The 19,389-nt window shown below is 40.6% G+C and carries 20 protein-coding genes; 11 read left to right on the forward strand and 9 right to left on the reverse strand.

Going from position 1 to position 19,389, the window contains the following annotated elements; all coding sequences use genetic code 11:
* Positions 1 to 98: 98 nt before the first annotated feature.
* Positions 99 to 1,109, reverse strand: coding sequence for a GlxA family transcriptional regulator (locus L1D51_RS08705; RefSeq protein WP_239963460.1), 1,011 nt, complete (start codon positions 1,107 to 1,109; stop codon positions 99 to 101).
* A gap of 127 nt (positions 1,110 to 1,236) precedes the next feature.
* On the opposite strand from L1D51_RS08705, the gene L1D51_RS08710 reads away from it, so the two are divergent.
* Both L1D51_RS08710 and L1D51_RS08715 read left to right on the forward strand, forming a co-directional pair.
* On the forward strand, positions 1,237 to 3,135 hold the full coding sequence (locus tag L1D51_RS08710) for a beta-ketoacyl synthase (protein WP_055020861.1): 1,899 nt from the start codon (positions 1,237 to 1,239) through the stop codon (positions 3,133 to 3,135).
* A 101-nt stretch (positions 3,136 to 3,236) separates the two neighbouring features.
* On the forward strand, positions 3,237 to 4,313 hold the full coding sequence (locus L1D51_RS08715) for an energy transducer TonB (protein WP_239963461.1): 1,077 nt from the start codon (positions 3,237 to 3,239) through the stop codon (positions 4,311 to 4,313).
* 4 nt (positions 4,314 to 4,317) lie between these two features.
* On the opposite strand, the gene L1D51_RS08720 is transcribed toward L1D51_RS08715, so the two are convergent.
* Positions 4,318 to 4,734 (reverse strand): MgtC/SapB family protein, encoded by a 417-nt coding sequence (locus tag L1D51_RS08720; RefSeq protein ID WP_054561617.1) that lies wholly within the window; start codon positions 4,732 to 4,734, stop codon positions 4,318 to 4,320.
* Positions 4,735 to 4,961: 227 nt separating this feature from the next.
* Here L1D51_RS08720 and L1D51_RS08725 point away from each other — a divergent pair, with 227 nt between their 5' ends.
* The 3 genes from L1D51_RS08725 to L1D51_RS08735 all read left to right on the forward strand — a co-directional run bounded on the left by L1D51_RS08725 (position 4,962) and on the right by L1D51_RS08735 (position 7,173).
* Positions 4,962 to 6,455, forward strand: coding sequence for a BCCT family transporter (locus L1D51_RS08725; protein ID WP_239963462.1), 1,494 nt, complete (start codon positions 4,962 to 4,964; stop codon positions 6,453 to 6,455).
* A 75-nt stretch (positions 6,456 to 6,530) separates the two neighbouring features.
* The gene (locus tag L1D51_RS08730) at positions 6,531 to 6,875 is read left to right on the forward strand and encodes a hypothetical protein (RefSeq protein ID WP_239963463.1); all 345 of its coding nucleotides are present in this window, start codon (positions 6,531 to 6,533) and stop codon (positions 6,873 to 6,875) included.
* Positions 6,865 to 7,173 carry a hypothetical protein gene (locus tag L1D51_RS08735; RefSeq protein ID WP_239963464.1) on the forward strand — a complete coding sequence of 103 codons (309 nt, stop codon included), beginning with the start codon at positions 6,865 to 6,867 and terminating at the stop codon, positions 7,171 to 7,173. The genes L1D51_RS08730 and L1D51_RS08735 overlap by 11 nt, the downstream gene beginning before the upstream one ends.
* A gap of 14 nt (positions 7,174 to 7,187) precedes the next feature.
* Here the strand turns inward: L1D51_RS08735 and fghA are convergent, their stop codons facing one another.
* Positions 7,188 to 8,024, reverse strand: coding sequence for an S-formylglutathione hydrolase (fghA, locus tag L1D51_RS08740; protein WP_239963465.1), 837 nt, complete (start codon positions 8,022 to 8,024; stop codon positions 7,188 to 7,190).
* A gap of 55 nt (positions 8,025 to 8,079) precedes the next feature.
* Positions 8,080 to 9,201, reverse strand: coding sequence for an S-(hydroxymethyl)glutathione dehydrogenase/class III alcohol dehydrogenase (locus L1D51_RS08745; protein ID WP_054561612.1), 1,122 nt, complete (start codon positions 9,199 to 9,201; stop codon positions 8,080 to 8,082).
* 110 nt (positions 9,202 to 9,311) lie between these two features.
* Between L1D51_RS08745 and L1D51_RS08750 the strand changes: the two genes are divergently transcribed.
* From L1D51_RS08750 to L1D51_RS08775, 6 genes are all read left to right on the forward strand, one after another.
* Positions 9,312 to 10,193 carry a LysR family transcriptional regulator gene (locus L1D51_RS08750; RefSeq protein WP_082401569.1) on the forward strand — a complete coding sequence of 294 codons (882 nt, stop codon included), beginning with the start codon at positions 9,312 to 9,314 and terminating at the stop codon, positions 10,191 to 10,193.
* Between the two features lie 89 nt (positions 10,194 to 10,282).
* Positions 10,283 to 11,500 (forward strand): lipoprotein-releasing ABC transporter permease subunit, encoded by a 1,218-nt coding sequence (locus L1D51_RS08755; RefSeq protein ID WP_054561610.1) that lies wholly within the window; start codon positions 10,283 to 10,285, stop codon positions 11,498 to 11,500.
* Positions 11,493 to 12,191: a lipoprotein-releasing ABC transporter ATP-binding protein LolD gene (lolD, locus tag L1D51_RS08760; protein WP_054561609.1), complete on the forward strand. Its 699-nt coding sequence runs from the start codon at positions 11,493 to 11,495 to the stop codon at positions 12,189 to 12,191. Before L1D51_RS08755 ends, lolD begins: the two co-directional genes overlap by 8 nt.
* A complete protein-coding gene (locus tag L1D51_RS08765; protein WP_054561608.1) occupies positions 12,181 to 13,425 on the forward strand; it encodes a lipoprotein-releasing ABC transporter permease subunit in 1,245 nt (414 codons plus the stop codon). Before lolD ends, L1D51_RS08765 begins: the two co-directional genes overlap by 11 nt.
* A 9-nt stretch (positions 13,426 to 13,434) precedes the next feature.
* Complete coding sequence (locus tag L1D51_RS08770; protein WP_054561607.1) at positions 13,435 to 13,965, forward strand: DUF924 family protein; 531 nt, start codon at positions 13,435 to 13,437, stop codon at positions 13,963 to 13,965.
* A gap of 113 nt (positions 13,966 to 14,078) precedes the next feature.
* Entirely contained in the window at positions 14,079 to 14,525 is a 447-nt protein-coding gene (locus L1D51_RS08775; protein ID WP_054561606.1) for a DUF4826 family protein, read from the forward strand.
* Positions 14,526 to 14,579: 54 nt separating this feature from the next.
* Here the strand turns inward: L1D51_RS08775 and L1D51_RS08780 are convergent, their stop codons facing one another.
* From L1D51_RS08780 to mnmA, 5 genes are all read right to left on the reverse strand, one after another.
* Positions 14,580 to 15,038: a GNAT family N-acetyltransferase gene (locus tag L1D51_RS08780; RefSeq protein WP_054561605.1), complete on the reverse strand. Its 459-nt coding sequence runs from the start codon at positions 15,036 to 15,038 to the stop codon at positions 14,580 to 14,582.
* A gap of 12 nt (positions 15,039 to 15,050) precedes the next feature.
* Positions 15,051 to 16,196, reverse strand: a complete 1,146-nt coding sequence (locus L1D51_RS08785) for a cupin domain-containing protein (RefSeq protein WP_055198762.1) — start codon at positions 16,194 to 16,196, stop codon at positions 15,051 to 15,053.
* Positions 16,197 to 16,269: 73 nt separating this feature from the next.
* Positions 16,270 to 17,640: an adenylosuccinate lyase gene (purB, locus tag L1D51_RS08790; protein WP_054561603.1), complete on the reverse strand. Its 1,371-nt coding sequence runs from the start codon at positions 17,638 to 17,640 to the stop codon at positions 16,270 to 16,272.
* Between the two features lie 33 nt (positions 17,641 to 17,673).
* On the reverse strand, positions 17,674 to 18,276 hold the full coding sequence (gene hflD / locus L1D51_RS08795; protein WP_054561602.1) for a high frequency lysogenization protein HflD: 603 nt from the start codon (positions 18,274 to 18,276) through the stop codon (positions 17,674 to 17,676).
* Complete coding sequence (gene mnmA / locus L1D51_RS08800; protein WP_058585134.1) at positions 18,276 to 19,376, reverse strand: tRNA 2-thiouridine(34) synthase MnmA; 1,101 nt, start codon at positions 19,374 to 19,376, stop codon at positions 18,276 to 18,278. The genes hflD and mnmA overlap by 1 nt, the downstream gene beginning before the upstream one ends.
* Positions 19,377 to 19,389 lie beyond the last annotated feature (13 nt).

Here is a 19,389-nt window from a genome sequence, read left to right on the forward strand (position 1 = left end):
CCTATACAACTAACTAAAAGCTTAGTAATAATTTTTAATTCAGCAACTTAAATATGATTAATCTGACCTTTGCTTAGAACATTTCCGGCATTTTAGCTTTATCCAAATAGTTTTCGTCTAACGACTGTGCGATATTCACTAGGTGTTTGTGAAAGCACTTTCTTGAATACCCGTGTTAAGTGACCTTGGTCGTTATAACCAACTTCCAGTGCAACTTCTTGAATAGACAAATTTGAAGACGCTAATAACTCTTTTGCAGTTTGTACCCGCAACTGTTGCCAATACTCCACAGGAGTTTGGCTGGTGGCTTGGCGAAAACGGCGTGTAAAGGTGCGGTAGCTTAAACTAAATTGTGCTGCAATTTCTTGCAGAGTCAGTTCAGATGTTAAATTGTTTTTTAGCCAAAATTGAATTTGTGCGATGAGTTCATCTGGGTGTTTATCGACGGCACCCTCAAGGTAGCGCTGATCTTCATAGGGCTTACGAATTTCATGGGAGAAATTACGCTCAACATGTTGTGCCGCTTCTCGTCCGTAATATTGACTAATAATATGCACAATAACATCGGCAAGGGCATTTAAACTCGCAACTGTATACATGCGCTCAGATTGTGTGATGAAAAAATCAGGCTTAAGCTGCACTTTAGGGTAGTCACGTTTAAATTGTTCTGCGTAATGCCAGTGGGTGGTAGCCGGGTGGCCATCCAATAAGCCTGCTTCTGCAACTAAACAATTACCTGTGCCTACACCAATGATATGACTGCCTTGTTGCCAAGAATCACCAAGCCAGTTCACCAAACTTTGCTGATTGCTCACCACAGGACGCGGGTTTCGCCAAATCCCAGGCACAATAATCAAGTCACTAGCAGGCGCGGTGACGGTTTCGCAATCGGGCATAATTGAAAGCCCAGTACGATTAGGGATCGCTTTTAGACTACTTGCCACTAAATTGATGTTTAGAGGTTTAAATTCGTTCTGCTGACGATGGCTTTTTGCAAAGGCCTCACCAGCTCTGAGCATTTCAATAGGCAGGGTCAAACTGGTTATTAATAAATGAGGATAAACCAAAATACTAATTTCAATGGCTTTTACTTGTTGAAGTTTCGTCACTTAAATTGCTCCGACCAGTTGTTTTTGGCCTATTATGCATGTTATTTGGCTATTTAAGCATAAAGTGTGTTAATTAATCCATTTAAACTTGGTTTAATTCTCATAACACGTTTTCTCAAGGTTTTTTATGACAGCATTACCCGTTATTGTTGGTATGGGTGGTATTAATGCCGCTGGCCGCACTTCTTTTCATCAAGGTTATCGTCGTATCGTGTTAGACAGCTTGGACGCTAAAGCCCGTCAGGAGACATTTTTAGGTTTAGCGACATTAATGAACTTAGTCACTCTTACTGAAGGCGTACTTAAAGATGCCCAAGGCAATACCATTGCCGAATCAGACATCGAAGCTAAGTTCGGTGAACAAATTTTAGCTGGCACACTTATTCGTAAAATTGAAAAAAACCACTTCGATGTGGATGCGACTCCATGGCAGCAAAAAATGACGTTAACAGCGTCAGATGAACAGCAGATTGTTTTTGAAACGCGCCGCCGTGATTTACCAACTCCAGTACCAAGTGCTTGGCAGGTTGAAGAATTAACTGATAAAAAAGTTAAAGTCACAATTAGTGCTGATCTTGCTATTAAACATGACAGTACGCGCGATAATCCAATTAAAGCGGCCGGTCAATTACCATCAGGTTTTGAACCTTCGGCTATGTATAACAGCCGTTATCAACCAAGGGGTCTGCAAGCGACTATCTTTGCCGCAACCGATGCGATTCGTTCGACAGGTCTGGCGTGGCAGCAGGTGATGAATAGTGTTGAGCCTGATCAAATTGGCACTTACTCAGCTTCTGTGGCGGGTCAAGTTGATGATGAAGGATTTGGTGGATTAATACGCGCGCGTCAGCAGGGCGATCGTGTGAGTACAAAACAGCTTGCACTTGGCTTAAACACTATGTCTACTGACTTTATCAATGCTTATGTAACAGGCAATGTGGGTACAACCTTTACTACATCAGGTGCATGTGCAACTTTTTTATATAACTTACGTGCTGCAGTAAACGATATTCAAGCGGGTCGTACGCGTGTCGCTATTGTGGCGTCTGTTGAGTGTGCTATTACACCTGAAATTGTTGAAGGTTTTGGCAATATGAGCGCACTTGCAAATGAAGAAGGTCTAAAGCGCCTTGATAATACAGATGTGGTTGATCATCGCCGTACAAGTCGTCCATTTGGTGAAAACTGTGGTTTTACAATTGGTGAAGGCGCACAAGTTGCTATTTTAATGGATGATGCATTGGCATTAGAGTTAGGCGCTGATGTGTTAGGCAGCGTTGCAGATGTGTTCGTCAATGCCGATGGTATTAAAAAATCAATTACAGCCCCGGGCCCAGGTAACTACATCACGATGGCAAAATCTGTTGCACTAGCAAACAGTATTGTTGGCCAAGAAGCGGTACAAAAGCGTAGCTTTATTTTGGCACATGGCTCAAGTACACCGCAAAACCGCGTAACAGAATCACTAATCTATCATAAAGTGGCAGAAACATTTGCAATTGATAATTGGAAGGTTGCTGCGCCTAAAGCATATGTTGGCCATACCATTGCTCCAGCCAGTGGTGATCAATTAGCTATGGCATTAGGTGTGTTTAGTCACAACATTATGCCGGGTATTACGACAATCGATAAAGTGGCAGATGATGTGTATAGCGAGCATTTAGACATTCGTACTGAACACTATCAGTGTGATGCAATGGATATTGCCTTCATTAACTCAAAAGGCTTTGGTGGTAATAACGCAACTGCGACTGTGTTATCACCGGCAATTACATTAAAGATGCTAGCAAAGCGTCATGGTGATGAGGTTATGGCGCAATATCAAGACCGTCATACTCAGGTAGCCAAAGCGCAAGCTGACTATCAACAACACGCTGATTTAGGTCATTATGAGCTAATTTATCGTTTTGGTGATGGCTTAATTGATGAAAATGGCATTGAAATTAGTGAAGATTCAATGACAATCCCAGGTTTTGATAAAAAAGTTTTATTATCAAAACCAAACCCTTACCAGGATATGTTTTAAGATCAAGGCATGTTTAAGCACATTCTTGACAGCAAGGCGCTTTTAAAGCGCCTTTTTTAGTGCTATAAATGTTCCTATCAAAGGGAATTGGAGCCATTATCATGATTAAATTCACAAAACTCGCAGCACTTTGTTCACTTATCGCATTACCAACACAGGCTTTAGCACGAGATGTCAATGACTTAGGTGTTGATGTTCAAGCTGCTACCTCTGCTTATATTGTTAAAAATTCAAACAAACGTTACCCAGGTAGTTATAACGGCTCTCGTTTAGAAGGCTGGGCATTAATGTCTTATGTGGTTGATACACAAGGTAAGGCAAAAGACATTGAAGTGATCATGGCATCTGATACTCGGGGTAGTGAAGAAAATGCAGAGAAATACTTAACCAACTTAGAGTTTGCACCTGCCACAAAAGAAGGCAAAACCGTAGAAGGGGGTTACCTGTTTTCATTTGAAGTAGGTAAGTATTTTAATGGTTACTCAAATGATAAAGCGAGCCGTGGTTTTATTAATGAATACGATGAAATCAACAAAATGCTGCAAGCTAAAGAGTTTAAAAAAGCTGAGCAAGCATTGGCTGAGTTATATAAAGACCATACTAAAAACACCTCTGAACAGGCATTATTTGCATGGTTGAAAAGCCAATTTTATTATCATCAACAACAATGGTTTGGCTTTGATGAGCAGTTGTCTGTAGCCTATTTACTGCGAGCTAAGTTACCAACAGATATACAATATTTAGTCGCTAAAAGTGCTCTACAATGGTACAGCTTCAAGGGCGATTTTAATCTTGCATACAATGCTATTTATGCGTTAGATAATATCGAGGGGAAACAGTTTTCAGAAGAAAACAAACTTGCCACTATCAAGCAAATTGATGACTTATTGGCGCGAACACCGCAGATTAATTCACAAATCAATGTTTCAAAAGATAAGCTGTCATATTTATCTTTATCTCGCGGTTCTATCAAAATAGAAGGCGCGAGTGATGTTTCTAAATTACAGATCCGCTGTGCAGATCAAGTCATTGATCTTGAAGCAAGTGAATCGGTTAATTATGTCATTGATGAGCAGAGCAGACGTTGCGGTTTATTAGTTAAATCTGCAAACCCTGCTGAGATTAAAGTTAAACAAACTGGCTATGCCATAGTTAACTCAAAATATGACGCGAGCTAATTGTTTACTTTAAGCGCTTAACATATCTTAGCGTTACGAAATTAATCAACGCCATTAAAAAGGCGATTTCGTAACGACTAAATGCCACAGCAATGCCAATAAGTCCCATGTTCCAAATACTGGCTGCTGTGGCTGTTCCATAGGTAGAGTTTTTGTTCTTCAAAATGGCACCACCGCCAATAAAGCCAATACCCGTGATAATCCCTTCGAGTACTTTTGATTCTGCCTCTGAACTTGTTAAAACAGACATGCCCACTAATGCATAACCACATGATGCAACAGCGACTAATGGAAATGTTCGTAGACCTGCACCATTACTGGTTTTTTCTCGATCAAAAGCCATTGGAAGGGCAAGTAAATAGGCAATACCTAGATGAATTAAATTATCGAGAATTTCATACCAATCAATATTAAAGTCCATGCTTTGCTCCTTGCTATTAAGATTATGATAGCTTTGCAATTTCAATACCCGATCAACAAATTAAATAAAATGAGGAAACTAGGGACATGTAGCCGGGTTTTTAAAAGCATGCCTTGCTATAATTTGCGATTTTTACGCACTGCTATGTCATTTTTTCAGCCTTTTGGCTGTTTGAATTTTAGCCATGCTAACAGTATGCTAAACACGCTGACTAAATAGGCTTCACATTGAAACATTCCATCTCCTCTCTTGAAAAAACTGCGCTTGCACTGTGTATGTTTGGTGCACTGATTGCTGTTATTTTGCCTGATGTTATCACCGAGCAAGTTCAGCCGTTTGTACAAATGCTGTTAAAATGGACTGGTAGTAGCTTTTTCTTATTGGTGAATTTTTTATTGTTTGCCATCATTATTTTAGCAATTAGCCCACTCGGTAGCCGTAAAGTAGGTGGTGAGCAGGCTGTTGTTGAGTATTCAAACTTTGGCTGGTTTGCCATGTTGTTTGCAGCAGGAATGGGCTCTGGCTTGGTTTTTTGGGGCGTAGCAGAGCCTGCGTTACATTCACTCGACCCACCACTTAAACAAAGCTTATATCCAGATAGACTAGCCAGTAGCCTCGCTTTAACCCTAGTGAATTGGGGCGCTCATGCTTGGGCACTTTATGCTGTATTTGCGCTAGTGCTTGGCGGATTAACGCAATACAGTGGGAGGTCAGGAGATATTTGTGCCCCTGTTTTAACGGCGCTTGGTAATCGCATTGATAAGTCTGCAAAATTTACTGTGTCGTTTATTGTAAGGTTAATTGCGGTAATCGCTATTTTTTTTGGTGTCGTCGGCACCATAGCTAATTCCACTTTACTGATCAGTAAAGGCGTTGAAATAGAGTTGGGGGTTACTTCAACTTTATTAGTGGGTTCATTAATCGTTTGTTTGTTAGCAGTTATTTATTCGCTGTCGGTTAAATTTGGATTACGACGCGGGGTACAGTCACTAAGTATATTTAACGTATTTCTAGCATTTAGTCTGCTTTTTTGGTTGCTACTAGTTGTGCCAATTGAGCCTATTATAAAGATTGCTTTAGATGGAACAGGCTACTATTTACAGTTGCTTGCAACTGGCACTTGGCAATTCGATAGCCAATTAAAAGCGCCGGACTGGGCCACTCATTGGACATATAACTATTATTTTTGGTGGTTAGCGTGGGGGCCATTTGTTGGTGTGTTCCTAGCCAAAATTAGCCAGGGGCGTAAAGTTTGGCAATTTATTTTGGCGGTTGTGTGTATTCCAACTTTAGTGACTATTATTTGGTTTGCGACCTTTTCGGGGGCAGCAATTGAATGGGATAGACTTAACCAAGCGGGCATTTTAGTTGCTATAAAACAAGATTACAGCCAAGGCTTATTTGTATTTTTTAATCAACTAGACTGGCAAGGAACCGTGTTTATTTGGTTAAGCTTATTACTACTGTTGATATTTGTTGCTACATCCGCAGACTCTGCAATATTAGTCATAAGAGAGCTGGTTGGCTCTGAGCAAAATAACCGTGTTACACTCTACGCATGGTGTTTAGCATTATTCATATGTAGCTTTGCATTGTTACTGCTACAAGATGAGCCATTAAATCGTAGCGTTGCAATTTTAGGCGCTTTACCTTTCTTGTTAATATTCCTATTACAGTTAGTTGGGTTTTTAAAAGAGTTTATTCGTGATATTTGTGATTAATCTACAGTTTTTTACAGTTAAATTACCTGTTTGTTATTATGCTTAGAAAATGAGCTTAAGTGTATTGGAGGATCGATGCTTAAATCTTTGTACGTAATACTATCAGTAAGTTTACTCAGTGGCTGTACTGCAGTTGGCTTAGTTGCAGATGGAATTGGCGGGCGCACGAGTCAAGCACAGCCGGCAAGTGCTTATGCAGATAAAAAAGATAATGACCGAGTTAACTATGGCATGACCATGACGATGCTAGGTTATGAAATCGACAAAGCGATTATTGAAGGCCTAGAGAGCGATAGTAAAGACAAAGACGTTGAGCTTAAATGTCGTCAAATTAGTCGCGCAGTAAAAGAATGTGTTGAGGTTAAAGCTGAGCCAAAAAAAAGACCTACATTAATGGATAGTTTTAATAATGAAGATTAGCTTTTCAAAACTTGTTATTTGCTTAGTAAGCTACCAATTAGTGGGGTGTACAGTGGCGGGGTCAATAGTAGATGGCTATGCAAAAAACTCACAACCAACAAATCTTGCAACTACAAATGCAAATCAAACTAACAGTACTGTAACCGATGCTGAGGGCTTTTCATTCGCAAAGTTAGGCTTTGAAATTGATAGCGCTGTTATTGGTTTACTCAAACCAAAAGAAGAACAACCGCAATTAGTTTGCAGGCAAATTACACGCAGTATTAAAGAGTGTGAGGAAGTTAAGCCCTCACACTAAAAATTAAGTATTAATCACAGATACTTTTGATGAAACATCAGGTGTTCGTCAATAAAGCTGCTGATAAAGAAGTAACTATGATCATAACCCGCGTGCATGTTGATCTCAGCTGGGTAATCTTTTTCGTTTACGACAGCAAATAAGTTCTCAGTTTTGAGTTGCTCAGTTAAGAAGTTATCGGCCTCACCTTGATCAATACGCATCGGTAAATAATCATCAGCGACGGCATTTTTCATTAATTCACAGCTGTCGTATTCAAGCCAACTTGCTTTATCACTACCTAGGTAATTACTGAACGCTTTTTCACCCCAAGGGCAATTAATCGGGTTCACAATCGGGCTAAAAGCACTGGCGCTGACGTATTGTTTAGGGTTTTTAAGTGCAATCATCAATGCGCCGTGACCACCCATAGAATGACCAGCAATGGCTTTTTTGGTCGTCACAGGGAAGTGCGCTTCGATAAGTGCAGGTAACTCAGAAACCACATAGTCGTACATGTTGTAGTGCACATTGTAAGGCGCTTGAGTCGCATTGACATAAAAACCAGCACCTTGACCAAAATCGTAATTTTCATCGTCAGGCACAGTTTCACCGCGCGGGCTAGTATCTGGTGCGACAATCGCAATACCTAGTTCAGCCGCTTTTTTAAATGCTCCGGCTTTTTGCATAAAGTTTTCATCTGTACAGGTTAAACCTGACAACCAATACATCACTGGTACTTTATTCGTTTCGCTGGCACCTGGCGGTAAAAAAATCGCAAAGCGCATAGCACAATGTGTGCTGCTAGCTTGGTGGGTATATTGTTTATGCCAGCCACCGCTGACTTTTGTTGAGCTTATGTTTTCTAGCATAACCAAATCCTTGAAACAAAGGCGCTAGGAGTCAATCTAGCGCCAAATTAAAAGATTAATAATGAATAACTGAACGGATGCTCTTACCTTCGTGCATTAAGTCGAAAGCTTCATTGATATCTTCAAGTTTCATGGTGTGTGTGATGAAATCGTTTAACGCAAACTCACCATTCATATAGCGCTCAACAATCTCTGGTAATTCAGAGCGACCTTTAACGCCACCAAATGCACTACCGCGCCATACACGACCTGTTACTAGTTGGAAAGGACGAGTAGAGATCTCTTGGCCTGCACCTGCAACACCAATGATTACTGATTCACCCCAACCTTTGTGACAACACTCAAGAGCAGAACGCATTACATTAACGTTACCGATACATTCAAATGAGAAATCAACACCACCGTCAGTCATTTCAACGATAACTTCTTGGATTGGTTTGTCGAAGTCATTTGGATTGATTAAATCAGTTGCACCTAGTTTAGTAGCAAGATCAAACTTACTGGTGTTGATATCAACACCAATAATACGGCCAGCGCCCGCCATTTTCGCACCGATAATCGCCGATAAACCGATACCACCTAAGCCAAAAATAGCCACTGTATCGCCTTTTTGAACTTTTGCTGTTTTAGTAACAGCACCCATGCCGGTTGTTACACCACAACCAAGTAAACAAATTTCTTCAAGAGGCGCTTCTTTGCTTACTTTAGCAAGTGAAATCTCTGGTAATACAGTGTACTCAGAGAAGGTAGAGCAACCCATGTAGTGATAAATTGGTTGACCATCTTTATAGAAACGCGTTGTGCCATCAGGCATTAAACCTTTACCTTGCGTTTCACGTACCGCAGAGCATAAATTTGTTTTGCCCGATTTACACATTTTACACTCGCCACATTCAGCAGTGTAAAGAGGAATAACATGATCGCCTACTTCAACATGTGTTACACCTTCACCTACGGCTTCAACAATACCGCCACCTTCATGGCCAAGGATTGCTGGGAAAATACCTTCAGGGTCTTCACCAGATAAAGTAAATGCATCGGTATGACAAACACCTGTAGCAACAATCTTTACAAGCACTTCGCCTTTTTTAGGCATCATTACATCCACTTCTTCAATTGATAGTGGTTGATTTGGACCCCAAGCGATAGCCGCTTTTGATTTGATAAAATCAGTCATAACGTTCCCTTATAGTTGTTGGAAGTAAGTATTAAACTTAGTCTATTTTATTTGTTTCTCAATGAATGATAATCTTCGTTTTATTAAAACACTTTTACAGTATGGTAATAATGAATCGTTGGCACGGAATTGATGAGTTTTTAGCGGTAGCAGAAACAGGCAGTTTTACAAAAGCAAGTAAACTACTGGGTATGTCAGTGGCCCATGTAAGCCGGTATGTGAGTCAATTAGAAGAGCGATTAAACACACAATTGTTAACCCGAACAACCCGTAAAGTGGTGCTAACGCAAGAAGGGCAGGTGTTTGCGCATCAAACTAAACAATTACAGCATGCCATGGATGATGCCACGGCACTGCTTGCAGAGCAGCAACTGACACCAAAAGGTAGTATAAAACTAACAGCTCCTGTGATGTATGGTGAAAGTTTCATCATGCCTGCGGTACATTCGTTTATGCAAAAGCACCCAGATATTGAAGTGATCAGCCATTTAAGCAATGAGCAAGTCAATCTACTAGAAGATGGGTATGATCTCGCTATTCGCCTTGGTCATTTAAAAGATTCATCTTTAAAAGCACGGCGCATTAGTCAGCGCAGGCTTGTTATTTGTTGTAGCTCTGAATATATCAATAAATTCGGCCAACCACACAGTGTGAGTGAATTACATCAGCACAATTGCCTGATTGGTAATAACAGTTACTGGCGGGTAAAAGAGCAGGGTCAAGATAAGCACATCAAAGTGGCAGGGCGTTTGGCCTGTAACAGTGGTTGGGCATTGGTTGACGCTGCAATAAAAGGGTTAGGCATCGTGCAACTACCAGATTACTATGTCAATGACCACCTAGCCAATGGCAGGTTGAGTGCTGTACTTTCGAATGTTGCACCGGCACCTGAAGGTGTATGGGGGGTGTATCCACCAAGGCAGTTTATCGCAACCAATGTAAAAGCATTACTTGACCATCTGGTTGCTACTGTTCAAGTATCAGATTTATAATTATTTTTTACAATTTCGCGCATCCCATGCTAGCTAAATCTATGCTAATATGAGCGCATATTTAGCCCTTGGAATACCCATAATTTATTATGTTTCAACCTGTTAGCCTTTTTATAGGGCTGAGATATAGTCGCTCCTCAAAGGGCAATGCCTTTATCTCATTTATTTCATTTTTCTCTATCGCGGGCATTGCTATTGGTTTAATGGCCTTGTTTACAGTCAGTTCAGTAATGAATGGTTTTGAGAATAACCTTAAAACCAACATGCTTGGTTTAATTCCTCATATTGAAGTATCAGCCGAAGATAACTCGAAAGAAACCATGCTGCAGTTAAAGCAGCAACTAGCAAATTCTCAAGATGTTAAACAAGTTAACCTATACCGCCATGGCGAAGCCATTTTACAAACTAACCAAGATTTGCATGGCGTATTGTTACAAGGCCTTTATGATGAAGGAAGCTCCATCTATAACGTAAAAGATAAAATTGTTGCCGGCAATTGGTCACAAGTAATGGACAGCAACTACCATATTGCGATTAGCCGCTACTTGAGTCGAAAATTGGGTATTTCTCTTGGGGATAAAGTACGGGTTATCATGCCTAATGCCAGTTCGTATACCCCCCTTGGTCGAGTACCGAGTCAGCGCTTGTTTACCGTTGCTGCACTTTATGAAACACAGTCAGAAATTGATATGTCATTAGCATTTACCAGTGGCTATTCGTTAGGCAGAGTTTTAAAACTAGCAAAATCAGCAGCCCCTAATTTGAGTGTATCGCTGTATGAACCATTTGCTGTTGAGCAAGTATTGCAATCGCAGTTAGCTATTTTAAACGATTACACAGTGACTGACTGGCGAGCTAGCCAAGGCACACTATTTGCCGCTGTGGCAATGGAAAAGCGCATTATGTCGATGTTACTTGGCTTAATCGTGCTCGTTGCAGTGTTTAATATCATTTCAGCATTAACCATGATGGTCAGTGAGAAGCAAAGTGAAGTCGCTATTTTACAAACACTGGGTTTAACTCCGTTACAAGTGCAGCACGTGTTTATGATCCAAGGCTTATATAACGGCCTTATCGGTACCAGTATTGGTGCGTTACTTGGTGTGCTATTAAGTAGCAACATTAATGAATTGTTGAATATGTTAGGCATCAATTTACTAGCGGGCGTGAGTTTACCCGTTAAATTTGATGTTATAAGTTTGAGTTTTATTGCCGCAGGGAGTATTGCGATGAGCTTTTTAGCTACCTTGTATCCTGCCAGAAAAGCTGCAAAAGTGAATCCAGCAGAGGTATTACGTTATGAGTGATTTAGTTATCAATTGTCAGCAGTTAAATAAAGTCTATCAAGATGGCGATAACGAGGTTGCGGTATTAAAAGGGGTTGATTTAGCACTTAATCAAGGCGAAATGTTAGCTGTTGTAGGGAGCTCTGGCTCAGGAAAAAGTACCTTATTGCATATATTAGGTACCTTAGATAACGAAAGCTCAGGCAAGGTTGAAATTAAAGGTCAGCAGGTTTCTAAATTAAACCGTAAACAACAAGCCAGTTTCCGAAATGAAAATTTGGGCTTTATTTATCAATTCCATCATCTATTAATGGAATTTACTGCCATCGAAAATGTTGCAATGCCATTATTAATTAAAGGCTTAAGCGCAAAAGCGGCAACCGAAAAAGCCCGTAACATGCTAGATAAAGTAGGGTTATCTCATCGTAGCGAACATAAACCTTCGGCGTTATCAGGTGGTGAGAGGCAGCGGGTTGCAATAGCACGTGCATTAGTAACCGAGCCTGCTTTGGTGCTTGCCGATGAACCAACCGGTAACCTAGATAAACAAAACGCAATTAAGATTTACGATTTAATTAAAGAATTAAATACTAGCTTAAAAACCAGTTTTGTTGTGGTAACCCATGATTTAGAACTTGCAGATAAACTAGGCAAAATTGCCTATTTAGATGATGGTAAGCTCGCAATTAAAGAGTCTCAGCATGTTGCTTAGTGCCTTTATTTCAAAACGCTTTCGTGCCCATAGTGGCCAAAAAGACGGACAAAACGGTTTTGTTAGTTTTATCGCTAAAGCATCGACAATCGGCATTCTTTTAGGTGTCGCTGTGCTAATTGTTGCTTTATCAGTTATTAATGGTTTTGAGCAGCAGCTAGTACATCGGCTTTTATCGGTCGTACCTCAGGTTGAATATGTTGCGCCTAACAAACCAATCAATAATTGGCAGTCAAAAGTTGCTCTACTGCGCTCTCAAGCCGGTGTAACAGGTGCTGCGCCGTTTATTAGTGTCAACGGCATGGCGCAATATAAAAGTGAGTTAAAAGCAGTTGAAGTGCGTGGTGTAAGCCCTGAATTTGAAAACCAAGTGTCGGCGTTAAATCAATTTACAGAAGGGCGCTTAGTTAGCCAGCTACAACAAGAAGATGTGCTTTTAGGCCAACAAATCGTTAACCGATTGGGCCTTAAAATTGGCGACCCAGTTACCTTATTAATCCCACAGATAAACCAGCAAAGTAATACTTTATTGGCGCCAAAGCGTGTTAGCTTGAATCTTGCGGGTATTATAAAAATGGGCGGCCCAATTGATGAAACAGCGGCTTTTATTCGCCTTGATAAAGCTCAAAGTGTGTTGAGTTTTGAGCAAAACCAAGTAACCGGTTTACGATTACAAGTAGCTGATGTGTTCGCGGCCCATCAAACGGCGATGCGTGTGGGGCAAGTTATTCCTGATTATGTCTATGTCTCAAGTTGGTTTAGAACCCAGGGTAGCTTATATCAAGATATTCAAATGGTTCGCACGATTGTGTATATCGTGGTGTTTTTAATAATTGCGGTAGCGAGTTTTAATATTGTTTCGTCTTTAGTGATGGAAGTACGTGAAAAACAGGCAAATATCGCAATTTTAAAAACCATGGGCGCACAAGATAGCACCATTTTAGCAACCTTCGTAATGCAAGGTTTTACACAAGCTTTAATTGGTGTGATCTTAGGCACAGTTATCGGTGTAATGCTTGCGTTAAACATCAGTGAACTGTTCACTTGGGCAAGTAACTTATTTGGCGATAACCCATTACAAGGGGTTTATTTTATTGAGTTTTTACCCAGTAAACTAGTTTGGCAAGATATTGTTATCACGGTAATTGTTACTTTTGTTCTCGCTATTTTGGCTACCTTATATCCTGCGTGGCAAGCAACCCGAGTTGACCCTGCAAAAGTTCTTGGTAATTAAGGAGTGTTTATGGATAAGCAACGCATTATCGATTTTTGGTTTAATGAATTAGGACCAGAAGTTTGGTATCAGCAATCAGACGAAGTTGATGCCTTAATTACACGTGAGTTTTCAGAATGCCTTTTGCAGGTTATCGCTGGCGAACATGCAGATTGGCGAGTTGATGCTCAAGGCTCTTTAGCTGAAATTATCGTGTTAGATCAGTTTTCACGCAATATTTACCGTAATACAGCAAAGGCGTTCAGCCAAGACCCACAAGCATTAAGTCTAGCGCAAAGAGCCATTGAATTAGGTTTTGATAAAAAGTTACCTAGCTCTCAAACTGCGTTTATTTATATGCCGTATATGCACAGTGAATCGAAAGTCATTCATCAGCAAGCTGAGCAATTGTTTAAAGGCATGAGTAATTATGAATTTGAACTAAAGCACAAAGTGATTATTGATAGGTTTGGTCGCTACCCACATCGCAATAAAATTTTAGGTCGTGAATCAACAGCTGAAGAGCTGCAATTTTTAACAGAGCCTAACTCTTCTTTCTGAGTTGATTGAATAGTACGCAAGTAAATTTAAATGCTCTTTGATTGCCCGTAAACACTTGCACAGCGCCATTTTAAACCTTAAAGTGTCAGAAATGTTGTAAAAGAGTAACTACCATGGAACAAAAACAAGCAAGACCATTAACACCAGAAGAACAAGCCGAAGCGCAAAAACAAAGTGTTATTTGGCAAAGAGAATGTTTCCAAAATGCACAAAAGCATTTAGCTGAAAAAGGCGTTATTCCGCAAACTGTTGTAGAAAAAGAAAGCCGTTTTATCGCCCCATTAGTAGCGATTTGGAAATTTAAAGCACAAAACGGTAAGAGCTATTGGGTGATCACCGGTCGTTTACCTACCGATCACGCTGAAGCAAGTGCAGCAAATAATGCACGTGAAGTATTACGTTATTTCTCAATGCAGTGGCAAATGAAGGCTGATCAGCTAATGCAATCAGGTGCGGTAGATAAAACCAAAGTTGATTTTGCTAACCTGTTAATCAACCGTGCTCATGGTTTATATGAGCTATTTGAAAAAGAAGAAATGTGGCAAAACGAGCCTGCATAACTTCTAATAAGAAAGCTGAATAATGTTATTCAGCTTTTTTATTTAACATATACCTTAATGCACCAAAGTGAATGGCCGCGTATCAAATTGCTTAATAGGGCAGAGCATTCGCTGCCTTGGAATACCAGCCTCCATAAATACTAAGCCATCAGCCGAAAAACCATTTCGTTTAAATCTATCTACTTCGTTCAATATGCAATTAATGCTGACGCAATCACAGCCTTGCTTTTCAGCCATGCCTACTAAGTAATTCAATAATGATTTGTAAACCGAACGGTTACGATGTTCAGGTAAAACTGCAATACGCCCAATGAGGCCATCATTACATAAACGCCCAGTGGCAACTGGGCATTTACACTCGTCGGTCACGAGTACGTGATGTGCTGTTTTATCTAAATGATCAAACTCAATGTCTTTAGGAATATGTAGTTCGCATACAAATACTCGCTCTCTGATCTGTTGTAAGAGTTCCTTGTCGATACTCCATTCAACTTCATCTATTTGATAGCTCATAAACACACGCTCCTAACAAAACCAAATACCCTCATTTAAAAGTGTAGTAAAGGTTTTCAAGAAAATGTGATTATTTTTTGAACTATTTATATCGGCAGCGGTCAGCCAGGTTTGATCTGTGAGCTTTGTTATTAATTCAAGGTCAGTTAAATCATGCATATAATTAACACCATTAATACTTAAAAGTATTTTATCGTCAATTACTTGATAAATGGCACGGGTACCACCTAAACGCTCAAAAACAACGTCCTCATCATTAAGTAAGTCATTTACGTCATCTAGTGTATATGGCTCCTCTAAAGGCGCTAAATCCATGTCATGTTTTGGCTGACTCATACTGTTACCAAGCCAAGTCTTGAATACTGCGTCATCATTAATCGCAGCAATCATAAGTTGCTTCACTTTTTCTGCTTCAGTTTGGTTAAGTTCACCTTTAGATGAACGCAACTTAAGCTCTGCATCACCATATCGTTGATTACCAAGCTCAGTATCGATGAGGTGATCGGCAAATTGTGATAATAAATCGCGTTGATTTGGCGCTCTAAAACCTACAGAGTAATTAAGTGCATTTTCAACTGCGTAACCTTCATGTGGGCAACCTGGTGGAATATAGAGAATATCTCCCGGCTCTAACACACAGTCGATCACGGCAGGAAATTGTTCAACTTGTAACAGGCTCTTATTTTGTGCAAATTGCTTTAAGTTCGCATCAGGTAAACCAACTCGCCAGTGGCGCTTTCCTTCACCTTGAATAATAAACACGTCGTATTGATCTAAATGCGGACCCACGCCACCACCCGGGGTAGAGTAGCTGATCATTAAATCATCGATACGCCAGTTTGGAATAAAGCGAAATGGCTCCAGTAGTTGCGCTGCATCGCTATGCCAATGGTCAACTGCTTGCACCAGTAATGTTGAGTGCTTTTCAGTTAGCAAGCTAAAGTCTTCAAAAGGACCATGGTATGCTTGCCAATCATCTGAGTGATTGGTCACAATACGTGATTCAATGCTTTCTTCCATGGCAAGACCGGCCAATTCTTCGGGCTCAATCGGATCTGCAAAATCCTTGAAGCCTTGCTTTATAAGTAATGGTTTTTTCTGCCAATACTCAGCTAAAAATTGCTCTTGGGTTAATGAATTGATGGTTAATTGATACATAACATGACCTAAGCGAATTGATATAAAAAAAGCGAAAGGAAGGCCTTTCGCTTTTTTAAGTCTTAATTTGAATTTAAGCTAAGTTGTCGATGAACTCAACAGCGCGGCCAATGTAATTAGCCGGAGTTAATTTTTTCATTTCTACTTTTGCTTCTTCAGGTAACTCAAGACCATCGATGAAATCAGCCATGATTTCTTGGTTTACGCGCTTACCACGAGTAAGGTCTTTAAGTTTTTCATATGGCTTTTCGATACCATATTTACGCATAACTGTTTGGATTGGCTCTGCTAGTAATTCCCAGTTTTGGTCTAGCTCTGCTAATAAACGCTCTTCGTTTACTTCAAGCTTGCTAACACCTTTTAATGTCGCTTGGTAAGCGATAAGTGTGTAGCCCATACCAACACCTAGGTTACGTAATACCGTTGAGTCAGTTAAGTCACGTTGCCAGCGAGAAACAGGTAGTTTTTGCGCAAGGTGAGTAAAGATAGCGTTAGCAATACCTAAGTTACCTTCAGAGTTTTCAAAATCAATCGGGTTTACTTTGTGAGGCATAGTTGATGAACCAATCTCACCTGCGATTGTTTTTTGTTTGAAGTGGTTAAGTGCAATGTAGCCCCAAACGTCACGGTCAAAATCAAGTAATACAGTGTTGAAACGTGCAACTGCATCGAATAACTCAGCAATGTAATCGTGTGGCTCGATTTGTGTTGTGAACGGGTTGAATGTTAAACCTAGGCTCGTTACGAACTGCTCAGCGTGGCTGTGCCAATCGTAATCTGGGTATGCACTTAGGTGAGCGTTGTAGTTACCTACAGCACCGTTGATTTTACCTAACATTTCTACGTTAGCAATTTGGTCACGTTGACGCTTTAAGCGCATGTAGACGTTTGCAAATTCTTTACCCATTGTAGAAGGGGTAGCTGGTTGACCGTGGGTACGTGTCATCATCGCAACTGACTTGTACTCAACTGCTTTTTCTTTTAATGCATTTAGAAGTTGGTCACAGTATGGAAGTAATACTTTGTCACGGGCTTCTGTCAGCATTAAACCGTGAGACAGGTTATTGATGTCTTCTGAAGTACAGGCAAAGTGAATGAATTCGTTAACTGCGTTAAGCTCTGCGTTATCAGCTACTTTTTCTTTAAGTAGGTATTCAACTGCTTTTACGTCATGGTTAGTTGTGCGCTCGATCTCTTTAACGCGTGCTGCATCAGCTTCGCTAAAGTTATCAACAATGGCATTAAGTAAAGCATTAGCCTCGTCGCTAAATGCCGGTACTTCTTTGATTGCGCTAGCTGCAGATAAAGCTTGTAACCAACGAACTTCAACAGTTACACGGTATTTGATTAAACCAAATTCGCTGAAAATGCTGCGTAGTTCCGTGGTCTTGCTGCCATAGCGACCATCTACCGGAGAGATAGCGGTTAACGCTGAAAGCTCCATAATGACTCCTAAATTGTCTAGTTTGAACGATAATTAAATTGATTGTTTAGCAATGGCGAGGATTTTTCTTTTTGCAAAGAAAAAGTGACGGCGTTTCCCGCCCATTTGTCGCCATAACACGGCACTACGAATTCCGGCCAATAATAGGGCACGAATTTTGTTTTGCGTGAGCTGCTGTTTTAATAACTCTGGCTTGCCATACACTTGAATACGATGCCCAAGGGGGCTTAGCACCGATGAGTAAATATCAGCAAGCGCTGCTACTACAGTATCATCTGTGATAGCAAAGTGGTCGAGGCGGCGTTTAACATCATCAATGCGACGACCTAATTCATTTAAGCTGTTTTGTTTTGAACTTAATGCACGTTCTAATTGCATTAAACCACCCACATATTTTACGATTTCGACGTCTTTGTCTGCGCCGGCAGAAAGCTGTGCAATCAAAATGCGATAGCCTTCACGTAAATTATGTTTACCCTGATACACGTCTTCAGGGCTATTTGGTGATGTTTCGACAATACAGTTTAGTAATTTTTCTAATTCGTGATCACTGCCTTGGCCATATTGCGCAACTTTTTGTACTTGTTTAGCAACTTGACACATGGCAGCTAAAGCCATGACTTGGTGCTCTGTCATTATTTGATCACCGAATCAATAATACCACCACCTAAACATACTTCGTCAGCGTAGAATACGGCTGATTGGCCCGGTGTCACTGCTTTTTGTGGCTCATCAAATAGTACGCGTGCCATACCATCTTCACCAACAAGTAAAGTACAGCTGATATCTTCTTGGCGATAACGAGTTTTAACAGTACAGCGTGTGGTCCCTTTAGGACCTTCGCGGTCAACCCAGTGAAGCTGGTTTGCATTTAAACCATTGCTGTAAAGGCGAGGGTGGTCTTTACCTTGACCAACAACTAATACGTTACGATCAACGTCTTTATCAACTACATACCAAGGTTCACCCGAACCTTCTTTCATGCCGCCAATTAATAGACCTTTACGTTGACCAAGTGTGTGGTACATCAAGCCCTCGTGCTCACCCACTTCATTGCCATCGGTATCTTCAATTTTACCTGGCTGTGCTGGTAAGAATTTTTGTAAGAAGTCTTTAAATTTACGCTCACCAATAAAGCAGATACCGGTACTGTCTTTTTTATCGTGAGTGATTAAGTCTTGCTCTTCAGCGATGCGGCGGACTTCAGGCTTAGCAATATCGCCAACAGGGAAAAGTGTTTGCGCGATATGCTCATGGCTTAGAGTGTATAAGAAATAGCTTTGATCTTTGTTGTCATCAAGGCCACGACACATTACAAATTTATCACCGCGCTTTTCACGGCGAACATAGTGGCCAGTAGCGATGTAATCAGCACCAAGTGCTTGTGCTGCAAATTCTAAAAATGCTTTGAATTTGATTTCTTTATTACACATGATGTCTGGGTTTGGTGTACGACCTGCTTTGTACTCTGCTAGAAAGTATTCAAACACGTTGTCCCAGTATTCGGCTGCAAAATTTACAGTGTGAAGCTCAATACCTAGCTTATCGCACACAGCTTGTGCGTCTTGTAGGTCTTCAGCTGCAGCGCAATATTCATCATTATCGTCTTCTTCCCAGTTTTTCATGAACAGGCCTTCAACTTGATAGCCTTGTTGCTTTAATAAATACGCTGATACAGAAGAATCAACACCGCCGGACATACCCACGATGACTTTAATGTGACTATTTTCGCTCATAATATTCGCTGTC

Source organism: Pseudoalteromonas shioyasakiensis (assembly GCF_022398475.1).
In the GTDB taxonomy this organism is placed as follows: domain Bacteria; phylum Pseudomonadota; class Gammaproteobacteria; order Enterobacterales; family Alteromonadaceae; genus Pseudoalteromonas.